Here is a 25,551-nt window from a genome sequence, read left to right as displayed (position 1 = left end):
TGAACTAACAGCGAATTTCTGCGCCAAGATCCGTGACTGGAGGTAAATACACTTCTTCATACTCTTTAATAACAGCACGTTTATCGACAATTTTAACCTTAAGCCTGACACCTATCTGTGCGAGCTCTTTCTCACCAAAACTGTTTAATACCATCCATTGATACTCAAAGTGAACTTGATATGTCGATGCTTCATTTTCTAATGGAATGATACGTACATTCTTGATCTCACGACGACTGAAACGGTGTCCTAAAGCCTCAAGCAAGAAAAAATAGTGATGTGGTTCAATCACATTCAGTTCTGCCCCTTGAAAATTAGCGTTAATATCAACCCATTCATCAATTGCAGCGTGAACATTCACCTCTTCAGGATGATCGAGTAAATCAGTCCATTGATAAAGTAATCCACGAATAAGATTACGCTCAGCTGATGGAATAAAACGAGAGGGATAAGCATCGAGTTCATTGATAACATTGTGGCTATCTATCACTCCTAGAGGATCTTTTTCCAAGATTAAACGTTGCACTAAATAACGGGCTGGCAAGGCTGCACTGCTTTGCCCTTGATAAGCCGTGTCTTGTGAAGATACTTGATAATAGTAATCTAGTGTCACCTCGACTTGCATTTGATGCTCATTATCATCCAACAAATTGATATTTAAAATATGATGTGCACCAGATAGACCTTGCTCAGTCTGTAAATAAGAAAAATCATTGACGCCTTTTCCTATCAAGACATCTTGTTCAGGTATCCCCGCGATATCAAGCTGACCATACCAAGCATAAACGGCACTGTAGAGCACGTAATCTTTTTTCGGCGTTTGCGCGAAAACAGTAAAAGATACATGAGACAAGATAACTAACCAAACAAGAGATAAGATTATTTTCATAAGACACTCCTTTGAACTTATGCTCGTGAAGCAGCAACATGCATATGGTCTGAATGTATAAAAGCACGTCTTTGAGAACCAAGTTATTAGAAAAAAGTAAGAGAACTTATTGTCTTCCAGAGTACTGCAGCATAAAAGTCGACTTTATACACTTTCAATGGACTTATTCTTTATGACTTATTCTGTATAAGTAATAGAGAAAAAACCTTTATGCTGCATAACTGAACGACGACAACTCAAGATCGCCTTAAGTCCCCATTTACACAATGGCCGTCGGTTTTTTTACTTGTACCATTAAATCATCGTCCCACTCACCATCAACTTTTATATGTCCAGCTGCGCCTTTTAAAAAACCCTCTATCAAGTTATGGTTCACGTAGGCGTAAAGGCCCGGTTGACGAAAAGTGTACACTGCTGCACAAGCGCTACCTCCCGCTAACATCCAAGTTTCTAAATCACGTTGTGGTTTATCTGCAAAATTACCTGCCGCCCACACATAATCACCGTGGCCCCCTATAATATGGGGCCTAGAATCACGATTCGCTTGCGAATGAATAAACATCACCGACTCACCGACTTTTGCCGTCATGGCACCACGGCCTGTGAGTGCCCCCACGGCACCATTAAATACAATATGTGACGGTATTAGGCTTTTCATCACCGTTAATACATCATTCATACTGCCCATCACAGTGTCATAAGCCTTATACCTATCTTTATTATCTTTAGGCACATAAAAATCAGCTTCACCCACATAGTAAGCTTTGCTGTAATGAATGAGGTTATTGTCGCTGTCCCGTAGCCCTTCTCTTGGTAACACCATAATCGCGCCGTGCATTCCCATTGCCACATGCCAAGGGATCATCACGCCTCCAGGGGCACAATGATAAACAAAGGTACCAGTTTTAGTGGCTTTAAACCTAAAAGTCACTTCTTCCCCCGGTGCCACTAATGTCAGCTCTCCCCCCCCTAATGCGCCCGTTGCAGCATGTAAGTCAATGTTATGCGCTAGCATATTACTTTTGGGGTTCACTAAGGTCAGCTCGACATAATCATACTGATGACACACAATCATGGGCCCTGGCACGCTACCATTAAATGCACACACCCAAGCATACGTGCCATTTTCTAACTCAATTTGTTTCTCTTCTACCGTCATACGCACTTCAACCACTTTGGGCTTACCCATAGCGACGACATCATGCTTAGGCACCGAAGGCGGCGGCAACAATGTTTGCGTAACTCTCTCCAGTTGATCGGCCTTATAATTCGACATTCTATTGGTCTTAGCCGTTCCTTGGGCAAGGGTAGCGTTGGCCATTGCCGTAGTCGATAACAACCCTGCAGCCATGCCTGCACCCACTAAGCTCGCGCCGACTGATCCACCAATAAAGTGTCGGCGATCTTCATCGATACGCTTTCCATTTTCTAAATGATTTTGTCCCATTTCATACTCCTTTAAGTGATCCACTCTTATCGACAAGCCAATACTACAGATTAAAAAAGACAGATTAAAAAAGCTTCCATAGCAATAAAGTACGTTGTTTTTTGACTGTGGAATTGACATTTATCAAGTGAGAAATAAATAACGAAGGTTTTGTATGAAAAATGTGAACTCATGCAGTATTTAGCAGGCCTTTCACTTAAACAGATCACCTTAGGCAATAAGTCAAACGCAGAATAAAAAGATAACCAATTAAAAAATAAGTTAAATAATTGACCATTTAAAGGTCAAATAAACTACGTTCAACATGATACATTATTGAAACATATTCACAGTACCGCTATACTCCCGCGTCGTAAAAAAAAGAAACATTGTATTACTCTCAATGAAAAATATTACAGCTTTAAACAGTCAAAAGGATTTGCATGAAACACGTTAAAAAATTAGCACTCGTTACTTTACTCTCCGCTCAGTATTCACACGCCCAAGAACAAGTTCCACAGTTTTCTACTCATACACTTAGTGAAAATCAACAAAAAAATCAGCAACGAACAATTCAATTAGGTGACATAAAGACTTGGCATTCAGGCACAATTAATGCACTGGATGAATTATCATCCAGTGGTCAAAAAGTACTGGGCTGGGATAAAAATCAACAATATATTGCATTATTTAGCACTGAAACTGCAACTCCAACCTTATTAACTGAAGTCAACCTTAATCGTTTAGGGCATGAATACAGCAATATCAATCAGGTTGAACTTGTTAATGAAGGCACACAAGTGCTTATTTGGGGAAGTATAAAAGTATATACCGAAGATGATGCTTATCGCACTGAGCCTAGGCTAAGTTTATTTTCATTTAATGACGCATTGAACTTAATCGAAGAGCATCACCTCACACTTAGTAATCATTATTACTCTTCCATGTTAGTATTTAATAATCATATACTTATGACAGATTACAATACAATCTTTTATATTGAAAATGATAAGCTCATCGAAAGTAATACTATTAATGACAATCTTCTTCCCGATAACATTCGTTCATCTTGTATTGATAAAGCGACAGATCACCTCTTTTTAGCAGGTCACGGTAATACTTGGAATAATCAACCTGCATTATCTGTATTTAAACTGGATGAAACTAACCATCAATTCACTCATAAGCTAAGCTACGACCCCGATAGCAATTATCATGTCACCTGTGAAGATAGCAATAATATTCTGATCCAAAGCGGCTGGACAATAACGAACTTAGCGTACAATATTAATGACAATACATTAACTGAAAAATGGCAACTTAATACTTATAATGATCTTGGCGATGATTACGATCTCGATGATTCATCACTCTATAATAATACCCTTTACTTTAATAAAAGCACTTATAACCCCAATTCAAATATGACCAGTTTCACTATCAATGATACTGGGCTAAGTTTAATTGAACAAACCAATATTGTTAATGATGATTATGGCAACCCTGCCAATCTTAAAAGTATACTCTTTCATAACGAGCAATTAATTGGGCTTGCAACGGATATGAAGGCACTGTTTGTCAGCCAAGTTAACGATAATGCCACCATCAATTCCACTCAATTGTTAAAAGATGGCACATTCAATATCCCCCAAATTGCCAATGTTGAGCATTCATTACTGTCTGCTGATGGACAGAATTTATTTTTACTTGATCACAATAATAACAAGCTGCATCTACTCATCAAAGATGATGAACAATCCTTTGTTCATGCTAAACTCATTGATCTCTCTTCTTTCAATGATAGCAATACGCTATATAACAGCCGGCTGCTTCTCACAAACGATAATCAGCTCATCATAGTCGGTGAATCTAACTACATAGTCTTTACTCTTAAGGAACAACATACATTATCATTTGTATATCAGGGAAGTTATTCAAATACCAATGATAGCTATTTAAGAACATCTGAAGTTAAGTTTAACCAAGATAATAACGTATTAATGGCATTAGATTATGATACTTTATTCTTTTTCAAGTTCAACGAACAATCAAAATTTGAATTAATCACCTCCATTGAAAGTGAGAATAATGATTTCTATAATACAAAATTGAAGACATTAGGCCAATATTTCTACGCAATAAATGATGATGCTATCACGACATTTATTTATGATGCTCAATCAAATACCTTGAGTCAAACAGCCCAAATGGCCATTCCTTATGGCACGCGTGATCTTCTATTAACGGAAAATAACCTGTATTTTTATAATTACAGTAGCCGATCTATACAAGCTTATAGAAAACAAGATAATGGTGAACTCACATTATTATCTTTATCTCCCCTTGAACAAAATGATCGTAACTTTACCTTAATGAGCCCCTATTTGGCTGCATCATTGAACAATTATACTGACAGTATTCATTTTTATCATATCAACCCTAAAACAGGTATATGGTCAGCAAGCGAACAACAGTTACCACTACCTTCAAAAAATGGTCTTGGCTTTATCCCTGCTAATCATCACTTTTTAAAGCATATTAACTTACTGCAAAACAGTACAGTTAAAGAAGTCTATCAGTTACCGATTAAACGTGCACCGCTGATCCGTAGCCAGAAAGATAAATATACATTTTTAACTGGCAGTCACATTTCTCTTGACCTATCAAGTCTATTTATTGAAGAAGATACTGATGATACCTTAACCTTTAATGTGGAAGGTATGCCTCAAGAATTGAGCCTAAATGAACATAATCATATTGTGGGTGTCGTCACGCAAGCAACGTCAGGCATCTTAACCATCACGGCAACCGATAAAGATGAGTTGACCACAGACTTCACCTTTGAGTATGACATTCAAAACTCTGCTTTTAGCGCAGACTTGAACACACTTGTCGTTAATCCAAATCAAGCCATCTCACTTGATTTAGTGACACATTTGTTTGGTGAAGACAGCAACTTAAATACCAGTGAAATGACATTTACATTGCTTTCTAATGAAACAATGACTGAAAGCGATACGATAACTAACCCATTAACTTTAACTGAAAATGGATTATTAACGGGCGCATTAATCGATACAGGGCTTCACAGCATGATGATTGCCGCCACATTAGATGAAGGCATTCAGCATATCGTCACCCTTGACATTCAAGTGAATGCCGCTCCCACTGTATTAGAAAATAATCATTTTTCTTTTCAATCATCACAGGCAGTTGAAATTGATTTAAATACGGTGTTTAGCGATCCTGATGGCAGCGCACTCACCTTTGAAACGTCAAGCTTACCCAGTGGACTAACCTTATCAGCCGCAGGGATAATCAGTGGTTCAGTCAAACAATCAGGGCATTATAGTTTTACCGTGAAAGCCATTGATGAAATGACACTAAGCACAGAGGCCAGCATCAGTCTCGATATCGAGTCTGATACTGATTCAGGTGGTAGTTTAGGATTGATATCACTATTGCTTTTATCTCTTTTTGGGTACAGCCGTAAAAAGACAATACTTCGTTAATACGACTTCTATCAAAAATGATCTTTAACATAACTCAGTCCTTGAAGGGCTGAGTTATGTTTTCATCAAAAAACCTACATAGCCATGAATATTATTATCTAATCAAGCGACTTCTTAAAGCGGATCGACGCAACAATCAAACCTAAAATAGTAAAGCCTAATAACCATAAACTGTCATTCATCATTCCTAATACATCCGCATCACGCAGAACCACTCCTCGGACTAATCGCATAAAATGGGTCGCTGGTAATGCTTCAGCAATCCACTGCGCAGCCACAGGCATACCTTCATAAGGAAACATAAAACCCGACAATAATATGGACGGTAGCATAAGAAAAAAAGTCAGTTGCATGGCCTGCATCTGGGTTTTTGCAATGGTTGATAAAATAAGGCCCAATACTAAACTGGCAGCAATAAACAACAAGGTGACCAGTAATAACTGCCATATACTGCCATTGATAGGCACATTAAAAAATAAATGTCCTGCGCCAATAATAATCCCCATTTGTATTAACCCTACGAAAATATAAGGAATAATTTTACCTATCATCAATTCTATTGAACGAATGGGGGTCGTTATCAACAGTTCTAAATTACCTTTTTCTTGCTCCCTGACAATAGAAATAGACGTAAACATAATCATGGTCATGGTTAAAATAATCCCCACAATACCTGGAACAATATTCACCGCAGAACGCTGCTCTGGATTATAAAATTGCACCACTTCAAAGGTCGCAGCGGTTTGATTTTTGGGGTAATCCGTTAAATTAATCATGGGCATGTTTCTAAGCTGTTTAATGGTACTCGCAATGGTCGTATCCGAACCATCCACCACCCATTGCCCAATAGGGCGATTCAATGAATATTCAAATTGGGGTGTTTCACCTTGCTGTGATGCCGCCACTAATTTCTTGGCATAACGATTGGTTAAATCACTTGGAATAATCAATGCAGCTCGCACTTTACCATCAGTGATCGCTTGCATCGCTTCCTCGGGAGTCAAATATTTTTCAGTAAAATCAACAACTTGAGTTGCTGATATAGAATCTATTAATAAATGTGAAAACGCAGAACTGGCTTGGTCGACCACCGCAACAGGAATATGCCTAACCGTGGTATTAATGGCATAGCCAAATAATATCAACTGCACTAAAGGCAACATCACCACCATGCCAAAAGTCACTCTGTCACGAATAAGCTCAATGCACTCTTTGTACGTTACCGCTTTAATACGATTCAACATCTTCATTGGCGGCCCTCCCCCGTACAATTAACAAACACATCTTCAAGACTTGGCCGAACTAATTTTATATCACGTGAGTGCATTTGTTCTGGCACTTGTTCTCTTAACCATGTTATCGGGTCTACAATCGTATTTTTGATTAACACTCGCAAGTGCACCCCTTGCTGGGCGACAGAAATCACGGATCCAAGTTTTGTAAGCAATTCTTTTAACTGTCTTAGTCCTTCACCGCCTACCTCCACTATTATAGCGCCCATATCTTGCATTAACTGCTCTGGCGAGCCATCTGCACGCAAACACCCCGCTTCTAAAATGGCCAAAGAATGGCAACGCTCAGCCTCATCCATATAATGCGTTGAAACTAAAATTGTTGAACCTGTATCGCAAATATCAAATAGTCGCTCCCAAAACTCACGTCTATTTTGTGGATCAACAGCGGAAGTCGGCTCATCGAGAAACAGTAACTCTGGTTTATGTAATGTGGCTGCCGCCAGCGCTAATCGCTGCTTTTGCCCACCACTTAAACTCCCCGCTCTTTGCTTTCGACGTTTATCCAACTCGTAAATACTCAGTAACTCTTCAACTCGCTTACGCTCATCATGCCTGCCAAGGCCAAAGACTTGAGCAATAAAGCGTAAATTCTCTTCTATGGTTAGTTGTTCGTACAAAGAAAATTTTTGCGTCATATAACCAATGCGCAATCGTAAGGCTTCAATTTGATTGGGTAAATTTAAATCTAACACATTTACACTGCCGTGAGTCGGTGTTAAAAGCCCTGTTAATAACCGAATACTGGTCGATTTACCACAACCATTCGGCCCTAAAAAGCCATAAATTTTTCCTCTTGGTACATTGATACTAAGATTATCAACCGCCGTAAAATCACCAAATTTTCTCGTTAGCCCTTTTGCTTGTATGGCATATTCGCTCATGGCATAACCACCTGCGCAGGCAAGCCACTCGGTAAATCATTTGCTGTATCAGGGAGTGATACATCGGCTAAATACACCAATCGACTTCGCTCTTCTTCATTTAAAGCATAATAAGGGGTATAAGCTGAGTCCATTGAAATCCAGGAGATCACCCCTTGAAAGGGGCTTTTGATGCCATCGACTTTCACCATGACTTGACTGCCCACTTTTAATCTTGCTCGATACGGCTCAGGAATATAAGCCCTTACATAAGGTGTTGCACCACTTAAAATCACTGCCACAGGAGAGTTTGTCGACACCCTCTCCCCTAAATTCCAAGGTAAATTATCTAAAATACCATCGCGAGTGGCTACGACACTTAACTGATCATAAGTTAACTTTTCTGACTGATAAACAGCCTTAGCAGCTGCTAGGCTCGCTTCTGCGGAGTCTAAATCCTCTGGTCTAGTCCCATTCGTTAACTTTAATAAGGCTTCTCTGGCATTATTACGACTGGCTAAACTCGTTTTTTGATTGGCCACATCTTGATCATATTGCGCTTTAGAGGTCAAATTAGAAGCCAGTAAATCTTTTGTACGGGCTAAAGTTTTTTCCGCTAAGACAAGACTCGCCTCTGCATCATTCAGCGTTGCTTGAGCCGCGGCCACATCTTCTTTTCGAGAACCATTTTGTAACTTAACTAAATAGGCTTCTTTTTCAGCCACATCGGCAATCGTTTTATCCACTAATGCTTTTTGTCTAGCGTTATAAAGCTGAACCAATAAGTCACCTTTTTTAACGTGATCGCCCTTTTTAAAAGGAAGTGCTGTCACGATTTCATTCGCCGTTGCTGTTAACACCACCCGCTCTCTAATTAATGAACCTAATGCGACTTTTCCATCACTATTTTTTCCACAGCTGGTTAATAATAAAAGAAAAGGCAACAAGTAAACCAATCCCCTTTGACCAAAATAACTGTTCAATTGACGCATTAATTTTCCCCTTAAGCACTCACACATTTAAAATGGTCTAAATTAAATTTAGAACAATTATGAATTTAAATCCTAGAAATTATTGATGGCGTACTCAATGCAAAATGAATACAGAGAGACCCAAGTGACTTCTCATGTCTTTAGGCGGGAAAATATAATCTGAAACGTGATTTTAGTGCAAGGCAATACTTGCAACAAAAATTCCTCACCTTTTAGCTTACAACACTCAACAATATGAAAAATAATAAGAATTAAGCAAACTATCAAAAAATGAATGCCACCTTTCCCGTGTAATACTCAATCTCTGGACACTGTCCATCAATTTTTAGAAAATGACAGGCGCAAGGATAAAAGGCGAGCCGTGAAAAACGACAATGATAGGAGGTCGAGAGCTAAGGGGGATGAAAAAATCAGTGAGTGCCTTAAATAAACAAAGGCACTATGCGGCGGCAACTTGTTCTTTCACAACCAAAGGCAGTAAACGATCATGCATCACTTTTATGGTATCAAACTGCCTTAATACTTTTCTATCTGATAATACGCAGTGTTCTGATAATAGCATGATAAGCGAAGCTTGCAGACCCGACTCCACAACAAGCACTGTCACTTGCTCCGATAGTGTTTGAAGGTGAAATAACTTGCCTTCTTCACTAAAAACACAAACATCAGACACAGAAAAGTACCAAGATTTTGGCATCTCAGGTTTGAGCAAAAAACGTGCAGCAGTCGCATTTAAAGCCATTTGAACAATATGAGCATCATTGCATGATAAAGCTTGCCTTAAACGTTCAACCACTTGAATATAATATTTGGCGTGCTCGACACTAAATATTTGCGATGTTTTCGCATCAGGGATTAAGACTTTTGGTGTATATGGCGTCAAAAATTCCATTTCATCGCCTAACGAAATACTCAACACATTATAGTTATCGTTATACACCCATTGCCATTCCTTGTTTGGCATTAACAACATAACCTCTACCTATTATAATCATACAAGGTGATAATAGTTGATATTACCCCCTATCACAAAGTTAATTTATATCCTTATAAACAACACATCTAAATAAGATTTCTTTACCTCTATAAGATAAAGAAATCTTATTTCAAATACAACTGTAAATTGATAAGAGATTATTTCACGCTATAAGCATCAATGATCCGTTTGATCAGTTGAGGCCCCTTATAAATAAAGCCTGAATACACTTGTACCAAGCTGGCTCCTGCATCGAATTTATCCAACGCCGACGCAACGGTTGTGATCCCTCCTACACCAATAATCGGTATTTTCCCACGCACATGATCTGATAATGCTTGCACAACCGAAGTCGATAATCGATCAAGCGGTAAACCACTTAATCCCCCAGCCTCTTCTCCAAAGGGCAAATGTTTAACCGTTTCACGCGCCAATGTGGTATTGGTCGCAATAATACCATCAAATTGATTCTTTAAAACCGAGGTCGCAATATCTTTAATTTCATCTAACGATAGATCCGGTGCAATTTTTAACGTAAGAGGAACATATTTGCCGTACTGCTCAGCCAATTCACGCTGCTTCTCTTTCAAGCTGGATAATAGCTCATCTAATAAGGTGCCATACTGCAAACTTCTCAATCCAGGGGTATTAGGCGAAGAAATATTAATCGTAATATAAGCCGCATAAGGATACACTTTCTCCATGCAAATTAAATAGTCATCTTTACCTTGCTCAACAGGCGTATCTTTATTTTTACCAATATTGACCCCCACAAGCGCATTGGATTTCATCGCTTGTAAATTGCGAACAAGGTAATCCACCCCTTTATTATTAAACCCCATACGATTGATAATGGCTTGTGCTTTCTCTAGTCTAAATAATCGAGGTTTAGGGTTGCCTGCCTGTGCTCGTGGTGTCACAGTGCCCACTTCCACAAACCCAAAACCCATAGCATGAAATGCATCAATGCATTCACCATTTTTATCGAGACCCGCCGCCAACCCCACTGGATTAGGAAAAGTGATCCCCATCACTGACACAGGAGTCGATTGGACTTTCTGCGCATAAAGTCCATTCAAAGGAGAGTGTGCCGTTGACTTCAAACTACACAGTGCCAGCTCATGCGCGCGCTCTGCATCCATTTTGAACATGAACTTTTGGGCAATTTTATAAAACATGCTTTCCTCTAACGCTAAAAAAAGCCCCGGCATTTGCCAGGGCTAATAATTGAGTGACTATTTAAGCTTGACCTTCACAATGAATGATCAATAAATTCAGTTCACGTAGAGCCACTGAGAACTTAGCAAACTCATGACTTTGTGATGTCTTAAAGTCCGCCAACATATGGAACCATCTTTCCAATAAACCTTGATGCGCTTCGATCCACTCTTCGATAAGCGGCTCTGCAGTCAGATCTTTAGTACAACTGCGAAGCACCACTGAACATAATGAACGTTGTTGCCAATCAAGCTCTTCTCTAAACGCGGCTCTAGCCAAAGCTTGCCAATGGTTAGCTACAGGCTGTGCACTGATCTGATCTAAGAACCAATGTAAATCAACTTTCGATCCCAGTTTAAAGTAAGTCTCGGCAACTAAACTAATGGGTTTAGACTCCAAATCTACAATCTGAGCAATATCAAGGGATGAGAATAAGGTACTGACATTCGCAACAGACATCGCTAGCTTCTCTGGAACCCCTTCGTTCACCATCGCTTGTGTTTCAGATAAAATGGTATCCACTTCATCTTGCACCATGTATTGATGTACTGTCTCATTTAGCTCATCAAACACTGGTTTGAAGAAAGCCACACTTTGCTCAATGCTCATATTACGATTACGATGACGTAAGAACCAACGACTAGCACGGCGAATATTACGGCGTAATTGATGTAACATTTCACACTGAACAAGTGCTGGCATCAAACCATTTAATGCAATGATATCTTTAGTCATTGACTCTAAACTAAAGACCTCACTGGCCATGGTATAGCAGGTCGCCACTTCAGTAATAGTGGCCCCTGTTTCTTCTTGCATTCGCTGAACGAAATTCAGCCCCATGTCATTCACAATACCATTGGCTAATGAGGTGGCAATAATCTCACCTTTCAATGGATGTTGATCCATATTCGCCGTATATTTAGCTTGTAACTGCTCAGGGAAATACGCCACTAAAGATTGCTTAATAAAGTTATCTTCTGTAATTTCAGGGATCAGCAGCTGCTCTTTCAATAACATCTTCGCATAGGCAACCAATACCGATAACTCAGGGCGAGTTAACGGCTGCCCTTTCACCAAGCGATCGGCTAAATCATCCTCAGTGGGTAAAAACTCCAAGGCTCGATCCAGCTTACCTTCTTTCTCAAGATAATGAATAAAGCGAATTTGTTCTTTCAGTTCATCTGCACCACGCACTTGAGTAACCGAAATACTGCGAGTTTGTGCCTTACAATCATCTAATACAATTCGACTGACTTCTTCCGTCATATCTTCCAATAGACGATTACGTTGCTTGAGTGTCATCTCACCTTCAGCCACCAACGCATTCAGCAAGATTTTGATATTCACTTCGATATCAGAGCAATCTACACCGCCCACATTATCCACAAAGTCGGTATTCATTCGACCGCCATTGGCAGTATATTCAATACGACCCAGCTGAGTGCAACCTAAATTACCCCCTTCACCAATAATTTTCGCTTTCAGCTCATTACCATTGACCCGTAAACTATCATTAGCACGATCGCCCACCTCAGCATGAGATTCACTGGTTGCCTTAACATAGGTGCCAATACCGCCATTCCAAAGTAGATCAACGTCCATTTTAAGTAACTGCTTAAGCAGCTCTATGGGCGTCATACTGGCTTTATGTGTTCCCAGCATGGTTTTCATTTCACTGGATAATGGAATGGATTTCGCAGAACGTAAGAAAACCCCACCGCCTTTAGAGATCAACTCTTTATTATAATCTTCCCAACTTGAGCGTGGTAAAACAAATAAACGTTCACGTTCAGCATAACTCTTTTCAACATCAGGGTTAGGATCAATAAAGATATGCATGTGGTTAAAAGCAGCAATCAAACGCGTGTGCTTTGACAGCAACATGCCATTACCAAACACATCTCCACCCATATCACCGACGGCTAAACAGGTAAAGTCTGTGGTTTGGCAATTAACCCCCATTTCACGGAAATGACGTTTAACCGACTCCCAAGCGCCTCGAGCTGTGATCCCCATTTTCTTATGATCGTAGCCATTGCTGCCACCTGATGCAAAAGCGTCGCCCAACCAAAAATTGTATTCCTCGGCGATACCATTGGCTATATCGGAGAAAGTTGCCGTTCCTTTATCAGCTGCAACAACGAGATAGGCGTCATCTTCATCATGACGAACCACATTATCCGGTGGCACAATTTCACCATTGATAATATTATCACTGATGTCGAGTAAGCCTCGAATGAATAATTTATAGCAAGCTTGCCCTTCAGCAAAAAAAGCTTCACGGCCGCCTTCAGTAGGCAATTGTTTACAAACAAAGCCCCCTTTAGCGCCCACAGGCACAATCACTGTATTCTTAACTTGCTGTGCTTTTACCAATCCTAAGACTTCGGTACGGAAATCTTCACGACGATCTGACCAACGCAAACCACCCCGCGCCACTTTTCCGCCACGTAAATGCACACCTTCAACTCGCGGAGAGTAAACAAAAATCTCATACTTAGGTAATGGACGTGGCATTTCGGGAATTTGCTCTGGGGCAAATTTAAACGAAATATAAGGCTTCACATCACCTTGCTCGGTGATCTGATAAAAGTTGGTTCGATTGGTGGCATTAATCAAATCAAGATAACGATGAATAATACGATCATCATCCAAACTTGATACATCATTTAATCGTAAATCAATTTGTTCCACGAACTTATTCACCGTCCGTGTCTTCAATTTAGGATTAAACTTGCGAATATACATTTTAACCAATAAATCGGCTATTTGCGGATAACGGCTAAAGGTTTCTTCGATATAGGCTTGACTGAACGTCGAATCAATTTGACGCATATATTTCGCATAAGCCCGTAATACTGACACTTCTCGGCCAGTCAGTCCCGTCGATAGCACTAAACGGTTAAACCCGTCATCTTCAAGCTTTTTATTCCAAACTTGAGCTAATGCGGTTTGGAACCTGTCTTGACTATCAGCCAGGTTATCACTGGCCACGGCTTGCGCCGTCATCAAGAAGTCTAAAATCCAGTACGTTGCCCCGTCAGCGGTGATCACTTCATAAGGGCGTTCATTAATCACTCTTAAGCCGAAGTTTTCAAGCATAGGAAGCACATCAGATAAGTGAATAGGCTCATCCTTGTGAAACAGCTTCAAACGCACTTTACTGTTCTTCAGCGCCGTTTCTTGCGGCTGATAAAACAACATCCCCAATTTATGATCGTCATCCAATGCTTCTAAATGCTCAATATCGACCACCGAAGAGGTAGGTAACACATCTTCTTTATAGCTGCGAGGAAAAGCGTCAACATAGCGTTTCACTAAGCTGGTACCCATTTCTTCGCCTTGGGCACTGACTAACGCACTGCCCAGTTTGTCTTCCCAAGAGCGTGCAGCTTCCATTAAATTTTTCTCAATCGCAGCCACGTCCACGTCCATATTGTTGTTTTCAACTTTGACAATGTAATGAGTTCGAGCCAGTGTCGATTCAGAGAAATAAGTCGTGAATTCAACCGTTTCATTACTGTTAAAATGTTGCGCTAAAATACGTTGTGTGTCTTCACGTAACTTAGTGTTATAGCGATCTTTTGCTACATATACAAGGCAAGATAAAAAGCGACCATAGCCGTCTTTACGCACAAACAGCTTCAATCTATCCCTATCTTGCATTTCCAACACGCCATGAGCAATATGGGCAAGCTCTTTAACATTAGCTTGAATAAGCTCATCACGGGGTAACGTTTCTAAAATATGCAATAAAGCTTTGTGATCATGAGAGCGAGGAGCAAGGCCAGACGCTTTTAATACTCGCTCAACTTTCTCAGCAAGCAGTGGGATTTCACGCGGACTACGGTTATACAGATTCGATGCATAAAGACCAATAAAACGATCCTCACCAACCACTTCACCCGCATCATTAAAGCGTTTAATACCAATGTAATCAACATAGGCAGGACGATGTACTCGGCTTTTTTCGCTGCTTTTGGTCAACACTAACAAACTGTCATCTAACGCTTCTTTACGCGCAACTTCTGAGAAATTCGATAATAATACACCACGTTCTGCCTCAGATTTTGCCGATTTACTAAACAAACCTAAACTCGAGGCTTTATCTGCAATCAGCTCCAGATCCCCTTCGACTTTACGAAGATCATATCGGCGATAACCCAATAAGGTAAAATGATGATTATTAAGGTAAGTCAAAAAACGAGACGTTTCTTCAAGCTCTGATTTAGCCCCAGGGTATGGGCGGCTATCAAGCTCTACAATCGTTTCAGTCAACTTGGTTGACATTGCCTGCCAATCATTGACAGAAGCGGCCACATCTGCGACAACAGAAGCAATTTCTTTTTCTAATAATTTAATGTCTTCGTTGCTGCTTTGTCTGTCAATTTCAATTAAAAATACGGCGACTTTTTCTAAATCATCACGTCCTTCATCACTGTAACTGACATGGGTGACATCCCCATCCTTACGCTCAATAGACATAGGTGTATGTAACAACATATGAGCGGTGATGCCAAATCGATTAATTGCCATACCAATTGAATCAACAAGAAATGGCATATCAGGCTGGATCACTTCAATCACAGAATGGGCTGATTCCCAACCGTGTTTTGACTGGCTCGGGTTATAAACACGAATATGTCCTTTGCCTACCGATGTCTTATTTAATGCGTTCCATTGGCTCAATACTGCGCCATATAGATCACTGTCATTACGGGCATTGAGATCATCTTTTGACATATGCGCATAGAGACAATTTGCAAATTGCTCAACTTGTTTCGCATGAGAATTAGGTACTTTGGAATGAATAAGATTTACTACATTTTCAAGTAATACTGAAGGCATTGCATCTTTCAAGGCCATGTTGCTGTTTCCTTAAGGGTCTATAGCCGCGCTTTTATAATTTTTGGATGCTTATAAAAAATGACCTGAGCCCAGAATCTGACCTCGGTCATGGGGCGAAGTTTATTACTAAATGCACTATATTTCGAGGATTATTTTAGTGGTACATCCACCACTCATACATGTTTTTAACATCTTGATGAGAAGAACTGAAATTACAATCATGAATTAAGACTATTTATTCAAAAGAAAGAGGAGTCAAGCTCCTCTTTTAGTTAGATATTACCTAGGCTGCCGCCAAAGTATCGCCGCTAATGCAGGTAAAATAATTATGGCTCCCAACATGTTAACTAAAAACATAAAAGTCAGTAATATTCCCATGTCCATTTGAAACTTTAATGCCGAAAAAAACCACGTACTGACCCCAATAGACAAGGTCAGACCAGTGAACATGACGGCACTGCCTCTTTCAACAAGGGCTTGATAATAAGCTTTTTGCACAGAATCACCGGCTCTGAGCCTCACAGCCATGGTGGATAAAATATAAATACCATAATCGACCCCAATTCCAACACCCAATGCAATAACAGGCAATGTGCTCACCGCCAATCCAATGCCTAAAAATGTCATGAGTGCTTGTGCAAGCGTGGATACTACGTACAAAGGAATGATCACCGCCAAGGTGGCTCTTAACGATCGAAAGCTCATCAAGCATAAAATAAAGACCGCACCATAGACATATAACATCATAGGCCATTGCGCTTCGGCCACCGTTTCATTGGTGGCCGCCATCACGCCAACGGGACCAGACGCTAAAGCAAAACGGAGTTTATCCGTCTCCATTTCACTCGAGAGGTGTTTTACTTTCACTAACACACGCTCAATGGTATCGGCTTTATGATCGGTTAAAAAAACATAAATGGGCATGACCGAACAATCACGATTCAATAACCCCGATGTGGTGGGCACTCGTCCAACAGCTTGCACTAAACTGGCTGTTGTGCGAGGCAATATGTGCCATTTGGGATTGCCTTCATTAAAACCTGTATTCACTCTTTTTGCCACAGAAGCCAAACTGGCCGTCGATTCAACGCCAAGCGTATTACTGAGCCGCCACTCAAACTCATCAATTTGAGAAAGTGTATCATGATAAGTACAAGCTTCAGGGAACGCTTCAACAATCACTGTCAACACATCTGTAGTAATAGAAAAATGATCGGTAATAAAAAAAGTATCTTGGTTATACCTCGCATCTTGATGTAGAGCAGACGCCCCTGCATTTAAATCCCCAATTTTCATCTCCCTCGCTTGAAAAAAACCCAGTACATAAATCAATGCGGTAATGGATAAAATAACCACTGCATATTTGGGCGTCGCAAACAAAGATAATTTACGCCAAATCCTTGTCATTGAAGATGCTGTGGATTGATTAACCTGTAATTGGGTATATGAGATCAGTAAGGGCAGTAAAATTAAATTCGTTAAAATAATCACTGCAACACCAAGGGATGCGGAAATGGCCAGCTCTCGAATAATACCAATATCTATGGTCAATAATGTTAAAAATCCAACAGTATCAGAAAGTAATGCTATACCACCTGGAATTAATAACCCTCGAAAAGCAAGCGCCGCAGCCCCTTTGGTGCTCTGCCCAGCTAAGACATGACGCTTAACACCATTAATCATCTGTACACTGTGGCTCACGCCAATCGCAAACACCAAAAAGGGGATCAATATTGACATGGGATCTAAACCAAATCCCATTAAGGTAAGTAAGCCTAACTGCCAGCAAACAGCCACGAGACTACAGAGCAATGGAAGAAACGTTAAAATGAAAGAACGTGAAAATAAATACACCATAATGGCAGTAATAAAAATGGCCAATAGGAAAAAAAGTACCACCCCTTTTGCCCCGTCTGCCACATCCCCCGCCATTTTAGCAAAACCAATAATATGAATGTTAATATCATCATTCTCATACTGGCTGCGAAGTTGCATTTCTAACTGCTGAGCAAACGCTAATGTGTCTAATGGCTCCCCCGTTTGAGGGTCAAAGTCCAATAATTGAACCTTCACCATGGCAGCAGAGTAATCTTGTGCAATCAAACGACCGACAATGCCTGCTTTTTCAATATTACTGCGAACAACTTCAAGCCCTGCCGGCGTCAAGGTAAAATCGGCAGGAATGACAGGCCCTCCAGCAAACCCTTCTTCGACCACCTCAGTAAAACGCGTCGAAGGCGAGAAAAGCGACTTCACCTGCGCCCTGTCCACCCCAGGAATAAAAAAGAGTTGATCATGTACCTTTTTTAACGCATCGAAAAAGATAGGATTAAAGATGTCTCCTTTGGTATTTTCAATCGCCACCATAATACTATTGGCACCACCAAATTGTTGCTGATGCCTCAGGTAAGTCTGCATATAAGGATGAGACAGGGGAATATTTTTAACAAAAGCCGCATCCATCTTCAGGAGGCTGGCCTGATAACCTAAGCACACAGTGATAATAATAAAAACACCAATAACCCAAGCACGTTGGCGAAATAGAAACAACTCCAATCCATTAACCCATTTTTCTAACATCTTTCAACCCTATTCTTATTATAGTGAGTCATTTTTATTGAAACGCGAAAGCCCCTTACTTCCTGCAATCCAAATCTCTCCATTGGCCAATTGTGTAATTGCAACAAGACTTTCACCTTGGCGCTGCTGTATTAGCTGACTCACTCCCTTTTCATTCACATCGATGATCACTCCCCCATTGCCCACAATACGAATACCTTTCTCCTCACCTAATGGCATAACACCATTTATCGTTGCCGTTAAGGGCAAGTCCACCCTTGTCCAAACGGATAAATCAGATGACTGAAAGACATGCCCTCGTAATCCCATCACATAAACAGTATTATCTGTTGCAATGGCATTAAAAAATGAGCCTTCATAGTGGAGATCATGTTTCGTCCAATGCCGTCCTAAATCCGCCGATGTTGCCACCAAACCAAGCTCCCCCACCATAAGCAAGTGGCCATTAGATAATGTAATTATGCGATTAAAATGAGGCAGCAAGGTACTGCGTTCAGACAAATATAAGGTCATATCCTCCAGCTTAAGCTCTTTTAAATAAAGGATGTCATCTTCATGGAGCAATTCTTGATGGTATTCACTTTCCCAACTGCGTCCGCCATTTTGGGTACGATAAAATAATCCATAGGCCCCTACCGCAACACCGTGTAATGCATCAAAAAACAACACATCTAAAAAAGGTTTTTCAATACGCGAAGACTGCATCTGTTGTTGCCAAGTCAAACCGCCATCTTGTGTCTGTAAAATAGTGGCATCATGACCGACAGCCCAACCAAGAGACGGCGAAAGTAAAAACGCTTTCGTCAATAGTGCTTTTGTGGGCGTCACCACCTGCTGCCACTGCTCATCATAAATAAAAATATGGCCTCGTTCACCCACCGCCAAAGCTGTTTCTTGCTTTGAAACAAGATCGAGCACTAAAGCTTGGCTTGCCAAAGGCAATATAGCATCGCGTAACAGTGGATGTTGTGGGTGATTGTCAGCCAAAAGCGGAAAATGAATACTCAATAAACAAGCAAACACACATAAACGAGACTGAAGTATGCTAAACCTCATACAAACTTCCTTTTAAAAATCATCATGGTTTATTTCAAACACCAATAAGCCATTAACATTGGCATTTGCTTAAGCAAATGCCAAACCGATTAACGTATACCTGTTCTTCTTAAGGCAGCGGGGGTAAAGTTTGCTTCACTCAAGCGAGCACCAAAATCATACATGCGCCCTTCATTATCCAATCCCATGGCAATGTATCGACGCGACTGTAAATCATGAAACACTTCCAATGTGCTCCACTGAGTCGGCACTTCGTAATAATTTAAACCATGGGCCATCGCAACGCGGTAAAGTTCATCGCGGTTATCATAAAGATCCGCCGCCGCAATTTGCCAAGAATCTTCATCAATATAAAAGACACGGGTCTTATAAATATGACGCATTCCGTCTTTTAATCTGGCTTTGACCACCCAAACACGATGCTTTTCATAGCGAACAAACTCGGGATTAATATGGCCTGGTTGCAATATTTGATCGTACTCAAGTTTATCTGAATGCAATTTATAATCATTATAAGGAATATAGAGCTCTTGCTTGCCAACGAGCTCCCATTGGTAACGATCGGGTGAGCCATTAAACATGTCAAAATCATCTGTGGTTCTCAGCCCATCAGACACTGTACCTGGCGTATCAAATGCCACATTTGGCGCTTTACGAACTCGGCGCTGTCCTGTGTTATACGTCCAAGCCTGCCTAGGCAGTTTCTCTTGATCCATGGTTTCTTTCACCAACAAGGCCGTCCCCGCTAAACGCGCAGGTTGTGTCACGACCTGTTTAAAATAAAATAAGGTATTCTCATTTGATAATTTATCGATACTCATCTCTGGGCGAGAATATTCAGAGCGTAACTCTTCAGTGGTTTCCACCAGTGTGTAACTTCCACCAGAAGTCGGCGCCGCTTGACTACGAGAGCTTTTTAAATCCACACCACGAAAACGAAGTACGTGATTCCAAATCACTTCTAACCCATTTTGAGGAATAGGAAAAGGGATCCCAATGGCAGCACCGGCAATGCCATTACCTCCATCAACCAACTCAGCGCGGGTCGCATTGGCCTTAGTGGCTTCATAAACAAAGCTAGGAAAAGACGCACTACGGCGAGTTTGGTAGATATTCATTTTAAATGTATCAGGATACAAAGAAAATAATTGCAATTGCCCTGGTGTGAGAAATTCGGCATATTGCGCTTTGTTTTTATTGGTAATAGTCAATTTTATTTTATCATTAGAAAAGGGATCTAAATGATGCATCCCCGTTTCATACCCTTTAACAGGCTCTGTGATCCCCCCATTCCAAGCCGGAATGCTGCCATCTTTATTGCCCGCTTTTTCTGCTCCTAAAGGAGTCAAACTCTTATTAAGCTTAGCCGCTTCAACTTCATTGACTTTTGCTTGTACACTTTGTCCCGACAGTGCAAGAAGCAATGCTGTCGATAGTAAACCTAGCTTTTTCATACTGATGTCCTTATTTTTACACCCAGCACATGATTAAATGCCCTGAGTGATACCTGCTAACTTTCAAGTGTTTATATGGAATATTTAATGTTAAATGAAATATAATCCCTATCTTCTAGCGTATTTGTCGTACCAACGCCGTCAAAATACGTGTTATAAGATAAATCAGCAGCCCAACTACTTTGGTAGTCAAACCCGATTCCGAGCCCTATAGACTTTTTATCTTCAGTAAACAAATAAAGTGGATCCGGCGTGATGCCTTCTACATCATGAGAGAAAATAATGCGCGGTGACATATTCACACCGGCAAAAATATTGTTATAGTCGGTCTTAAATAAAACACGATAACCCCAAGCAAAGTCAGTGGGAAAAGGATTGGTTTCAGGACCGTCATGCAACACTCTAATAATCCCGGGCATATCAGGATTACCGCCAGAATTCGCCGTACCAGGTCCATTGAGGCGCAGCTCATTAAACCCTGGCATATCATGGATCCAAATGCCGCCCACTTCTGCTAACGCCGTGACGCCATCATTACCTAAAGCAGGGCCGAAAACATGAGTAAAAGTCATTTGTGCTTGAGTGGTATCGGTACGAATGTAGCCATTCGCCGTTTCGCCAGGTTCAACCACCTCCATTTGAGATACCCCATCAAGATCGGCTCGATAATAAGGCAGTGAAGGATCCACATTGGCAAGTTGCTGTGGCATCGCCGCAAACAACAACTCCACATCATCGATTTGTAACGGCTCATCCAAACGATGAGCGATTTCACCAGCAACCGATGTATCACCCACTAATGTATTAAAACTCAAACCAATGAGTTGAATATCCTCAGGGTAAACAATTTGTGCCTTTGAAAACGTCTCTAAATTTAATAAATCGCTGCGTCCCATAGTCGTGCCATCAAGGGCTAAACCCCCTAAATAAGCCAGATCTTTGACCACCGCTTCGGCGGTGAAATTGGCCGTGGTTCCACTGATTAATGGGCGACGACTGTGATAATTCATGTAATATAAGCCAAATTCCGTTTCCCCTAATTCTGGCGCATAATAACCCAACTTGACCCCCCACTGACCATCATTACTCGCAGACTGGCTATCTTTCACTAAGGTGGCTTTGGTGGGATAAGCCAATGCATATTGCACTAATTGCTCAGGGGTTAAACTACCTGAAGCCATAAGCGCCAAAAAGTCATTGTATTCAGATAGTAAAAAATCAATGTTCATATCTGGATTCGCATTAAAGCCAAGCTGAGCATTTTGGTGGTAGCCGCCGAATCCGGCAAAATCGTTGGTGGAAAAGAAGGAACCTGATGTCGGGACCCACACCTCTTGCCAATCATATTGATAAAAAGCTTCTACCGATAATTCATTGGTGATCCCGAGGGATCCCCACACCATGCCTTGGGGGCGATAAGCTTCTTTTAATTCAGCTCCCGGGGCATTGAGAATATTTAAATCGACTGGATTAATGACGCCTATCCCATGGGCAATTAACGTACTCTCCCCCCAAGACACCACCTGCTGACCGACACGAATAGCCAGTGGATTCTGTCCTTGATTTAAATCAAAGTTCGCGTAAACAAAAGCATCTAATAAACGAATATCCTTACATTGCACTTCAGATGCCTTACTGTCAGCGCAGGCATCATAGGATTTACCCGTTAAGGGATCGGTAAATTCAAAATCACTTTCCACCAGCACTCTGTCGTAAAAGTACATTCCACGAACAAACAAACCATAATTATCATAATTCAATGACAACTCATGCAAACCTTTAACCATTTCTGAGGTAGTATCACCTTGAGAGTAAAGTAAATTACTTAAATCGCCATTACTGGAAAAAGAACCAGGTTGAGACCAAATCTGGGCTGGCGTATAAATGGTGTTCCCCGTGAACGCCGAATAACCCGTCCAATCAAAACGAGGGTGATTCACCTTACCAATTTGATCATTCCAATTACGTTCTTGTGTGCGCCAACTGGCGCCTGCTGAAAATGTGGAATCAAAGGTTCCATCAACCTCTCCCCAATTAAAAGAAATGGCGCTAGCAGGTAGTGACATTCCTATAGCTGATATCACAGTGATCGCGAGTACAGAGCGATTAAAAATCCTTCTACTTTCTTGCATGATGACTTCTCTCCATAACCTGCTGCTTATTTGTTATTAAGAGTTTTTAAACATATTATTATCCAGCAGGTAACGCAATTGTTACAATATTTTCACCCAATGGGCAAGATAAGAATTTGAAAAATCGATGAAAAGAAATATGAGGGAAGACTTATTGAAGCGATGAAATATATATCTAACATTTAAATGATGTAAAAATGAACAAACAAAGAAAAAATAAAAAAAACAACAAATGCATAAATAACATACAGTTAAACAGATAAACGAATAGCGACTTATTCGTACAAAAAATGAATCAACCGTTTGGAGTAATTACTCTAATTTATTTAAGGAAATAATATCGCCTCGTTGGCTTAATGTGAGTTTAAACAGACCGTTAACGCCATTTAATGTCAAAAAAGGCCTGAAATGTCGACCATTAATCCAAATCACTTGCTGCTCCCTATCCCTCACTTCAATATTGTTAATTTTCCCTTGATAAAAAGGCATAAACTCGTGATAACTAAAATTAACCTTAAAGGTAAATGTGCGCATAGATCCGCTCCTTTTTTAAATGTACCTGTGATAGCTCATGATGCATTATCCAGCTGGAATAAACAGGCTTTCAATTATTGACCGTTTTGATTTTCTTATGTCCCTTTCTGAGCGTGTTCGCCACACAACAACACGCTTCAGCCTGGCTGCAATATACACCAGAATATGGCTTGATTGTGTTGAATAAATTAAAAAATAATCAGTGGATGGTCAGTTTAAGGGATCTCGTAGGCGATGAACTGGTGCAATGTACATTGACTGCTAAAAGCTTATTTTGTTGAACTCATTTTGTTGCACTAAGCTTAGATAGACCCAAGCCTCTTGAAGACACTTGTCATCAATCATTATGAGGAAAATAAGTCTAACAGTACAATATGATACGATAAAAGGACCTTTACTATGCGAAACTTCTCCCTTCTCACTATTGGTACTTTATTTCTTTATTTCAACCTTTATTCCTTTCATGCTGTTGCCGATCCTATTCCCAGCTCAGCTTGGCTACAATATACCGAGCAAGGATTAGAAGTACGCGCACTCATCTCTACACAAATTGGCACGCTAAAATCAAATACTGAAGTAGAACAAACCGATACGAATGAAACTGTCAGCTCCAAAGTTAACGCCTTATTGTCGGCGTCAAACAATCGATTAGATTCTCAAAGCCAAGATCCTTGCCCCCATGTCAATGTCGATGGCCTCACATTAAGCATGCAAGTTCGTACAAAACCGACCCCAGATTTTCCAACACGAGTATGCAGTGCCCATATTCCAGATAACGCAAATATTATTACCTTAAAAGATATTGTACTGACGCCTGCAATCCCTCAACCTAAGCGTATTGTATTGATCGGTGATACTGGGTGTCGACTCTCTGGAGGGCAGCAACACTATCAAGCCTGTAATAATACCAGTATTTGGCCTTTTGCCCATATCGCCACTCGCATAGCCCAATACAATCCAGATCTCATTATTCACACAGGTGATTATATTTACCGCGAAGTCGCTTGCCCAAAAGGTAACGCAGGATGCAGTGGCAGTCCCTTTGGCCATAATCAATCCACCTGGGATGCAGACTGGTTTACACCCGCAGCACCCATGTTACAAACCGCTCCCTTTATATTTTTACGCGGTAACCATGAGGGTTGTGATAAAGCAGGAATAGGCTGGTTTCGCTTTCTCTCCCCGCGTTCAGAACCCGATACCTGCCAGCTCAGCACCCCTCCTTGGTTTATTAACTTGGCATCGTTACAATTAGGGATTATCGACAGCGCTAGTGTCAAGGATAAACAACATAAATCTTTAGCACCCGCTTTTTCAAAACAACTAGACACATTAAATCCCCAATATAACAAACCCGCCTGGCTATTAAGTCATCGACCCTTTTGGGGATTTGGTGCCAGTGATACTGGCACCCGCCTTACTAAACAAACATCTGAATTACAAACTGCAGTAAAAACATCTTCTCTATCTACATTCATTAACTTAATTATTAGTGGCCATATTCATCTAGCTGAAATACTCAACTTTGATGGAAACCGCCCTACCCAAGTTATCGCTGGTAATGGAGGAAGTATGCTCATCTCTCGCACCCCTAAAGCTATCCAAATAGATAGCATGGCCATAAAGCAATCAAAAGTCTTATATCAATACGGTTTTATCATCATGGAAAGTGACGAAAAAAATGATTGGCGCTTAAGTTTTCGGGATGTAGAAGGCCGAGAAATCGAAGCTTGCTTACTAGGAGAGGAGCAACTGTTTTGTGAATAATACTCAATAGCA

Annotated in this window: 15 protein-coding genes; 2 read left to right on the top strand and 13 right to left on the bottom strand. The window is 40.7% G+C overall.

Features of this window, described 5'->3' with window-relative positions:
* Positions 1-4 precede the first annotated feature (4 nt).
* Positions 5-889: a hypothetical protein gene (locus Q0779_RS05035; protein ID WP_298770154.1), complete on the bottom strand. Its 885-nt coding sequence runs from the start codon at positions 887-889 to the stop codon at positions 5-7.
* A 259-nt stretch (positions 890-1,148) separates the two neighbouring features.
* The gene (nirK, locus tag Q0779_RS05030) at positions 1,149-2,336 is read right to left on the bottom strand and encodes a copper-containing nitrite reductase (protein WP_298770152.1); all 1,188 of its coding nucleotides are present in this window, start codon (positions 2,334-2,336) and stop codon (positions 1,149-1,151) included.
* 422 nt (positions 2,337-2,758) lie between these two features.
* Between nirK and Q0779_RS05025 the strand changes: the two genes are divergently transcribed.
* Complete coding sequence (locus tag Q0779_RS05025; RefSeq protein WP_298770151.1) at positions 2,759-5,827, top strand: putative Ig domain-containing protein; 3,069 nt, start codon at positions 2,759-2,761, stop codon at positions 5,825-5,827.
* Between the two features lie 98 nt (positions 5,828-5,925).
* On the opposite strand, the gene Q0779_RS05020 is transcribed toward Q0779_RS05025, so the two are convergent.
* The 11 genes from Q0779_RS05020 to Q0779_RS04970 all read right to left on the bottom strand — a co-directional run bounded on the left by Q0779_RS05020 (position 5,926) and on the right by Q0779_RS04970 (position 23,772).
* Positions 5,926-7,077 carry an ABC transporter permease gene (locus tag Q0779_RS05020; protein WP_298770150.1) on the bottom strand — a complete coding sequence of 384 codons (1,152 nt, stop codon included), beginning with the start codon at positions 7,075-7,077 and terminating at the stop codon, positions 5,926-5,928.
* Positions 7,074-8,003, bottom strand: a complete 930-nt coding sequence (locus tag Q0779_RS05015; protein ID WP_298770149.1) for an ABC transporter ATP-binding protein — start codon at positions 8,001-8,003, stop codon at positions 7,074-7,076. The genes Q0779_RS05020 and Q0779_RS05015 overlap by 4 nt, the downstream gene beginning before the upstream one ends.
* The gene (locus tag Q0779_RS05010; RefSeq protein WP_298770148.1) at positions 8,000-8,974 is read right to left on the bottom strand and encodes an HlyD family efflux transporter periplasmic adaptor subunit; all 975 of its coding nucleotides are present in this window, start codon (positions 8,972-8,974) and stop codon (positions 8,000-8,002) included. Before Q0779_RS05010 ends, Q0779_RS05015 begins: the two co-directional genes overlap by 4 nt.
* Positions 8,975-9,413: 439 nt before the next feature.
* On the bottom strand, positions 9,414-9,947 hold the full coding sequence (locus tag Q0779_RS05005) for a cell division protein ZapC (RefSeq protein WP_298770147.1): 534 nt from the start codon (positions 9,945-9,947) through the stop codon (positions 9,414-9,416).
* A gap of 161 nt (positions 9,948-10,108) precedes the next feature.
* A complete protein-coding gene (gene pyrD / locus Q0779_RS05000) occupies positions 10,109-11,128 on the bottom strand; it encodes a quinone-dependent dihydroorotate dehydrogenase (protein WP_298770145.1) in 1,020 nt (339 codons plus the stop codon).
* Between the two features lie 61 nt (positions 11,129-11,189).
* The gene (locus tag Q0779_RS04995; RefSeq protein WP_298770143.1) at positions 11,190-16,034 is read right to left on the bottom strand and encodes an NAD-glutamate dehydrogenase; all 4,845 of its coding nucleotides are present in this window, start codon (positions 16,032-16,034) and stop codon (positions 11,190-11,192) included.
* Between the two features lie 261 nt (positions 16,035-16,295).
* Positions 16,296-18,596: an MMPL family transporter gene (locus Q0779_RS04990; RefSeq protein WP_298770141.1), complete on the bottom strand. Its 2,301-nt coding sequence runs from the start codon at positions 18,594-18,596 to the stop codon at positions 16,296-16,298.
* Between the two features lie 18 nt (positions 18,597-18,614).
* On the bottom strand, positions 18,615-19,652 hold the full coding sequence (locus Q0779_RS04985) for a YCF48-related protein (protein ID WP_298770139.1): 1,038 nt from the start codon (positions 19,650-19,652) through the stop codon (positions 18,615-18,617).
* An 89-nt stretch (positions 19,653-19,741) separates the two neighbouring features.
* Positions 19,742-21,106 carry a DUF1329 domain-containing protein gene (locus Q0779_RS04980; RefSeq protein ID WP_298770136.1) on the bottom strand — a complete coding sequence of 455 codons (1,365 nt, stop codon included), beginning with the start codon at positions 21,104-21,106 and terminating at the stop codon, positions 19,742-19,744.
* 71 nt (positions 21,107-21,177) lie between these two features.
* Entirely contained in the window at positions 21,178-23,238 is a 2,061-nt protein-coding gene (locus Q0779_RS04975; protein WP_298770134.1) for a DUF1302 domain-containing protein, read from the bottom strand.
* A gap of 312 nt (positions 23,239-23,550) precedes the next feature.
* Positions 23,551-23,772 (bottom strand): DUF2835 family protein, encoded by a 222-nt coding sequence (locus tag Q0779_RS04970; protein ID WP_298770131.1) that lies wholly within the window; start codon positions 23,770-23,772, stop codon positions 23,551-23,553.
* 399 nt (positions 23,773-24,171) lie between these two features.
* Here Q0779_RS04970 and Q0779_RS04965 point away from each other — a divergent pair, with 399 nt between their 5' ends.
* Positions 24,172-25,539, top strand: coding sequence for a metallophosphoesterase (locus Q0779_RS04965; RefSeq protein ID WP_298770129.1), 1,368 nt, complete (start codon positions 24,172-24,174; stop codon positions 25,537-25,539).
* The last annotated feature ends 12 nt before the right edge of the window (positions 25,540-25,551 follow it).

The sequence above is a fragment of the uncultured Shewanella sp. genome (assembly GCF_947491715.1).
In the GTDB taxonomy this organism is placed as follows: Bacteria; Pseudomonadota; Gammaproteobacteria; order Enterobacterales; family Shewanellaceae; genus Shewanella.
This window is presented reverse-complemented; position numbering and strand designations above follow the sequence as displayed.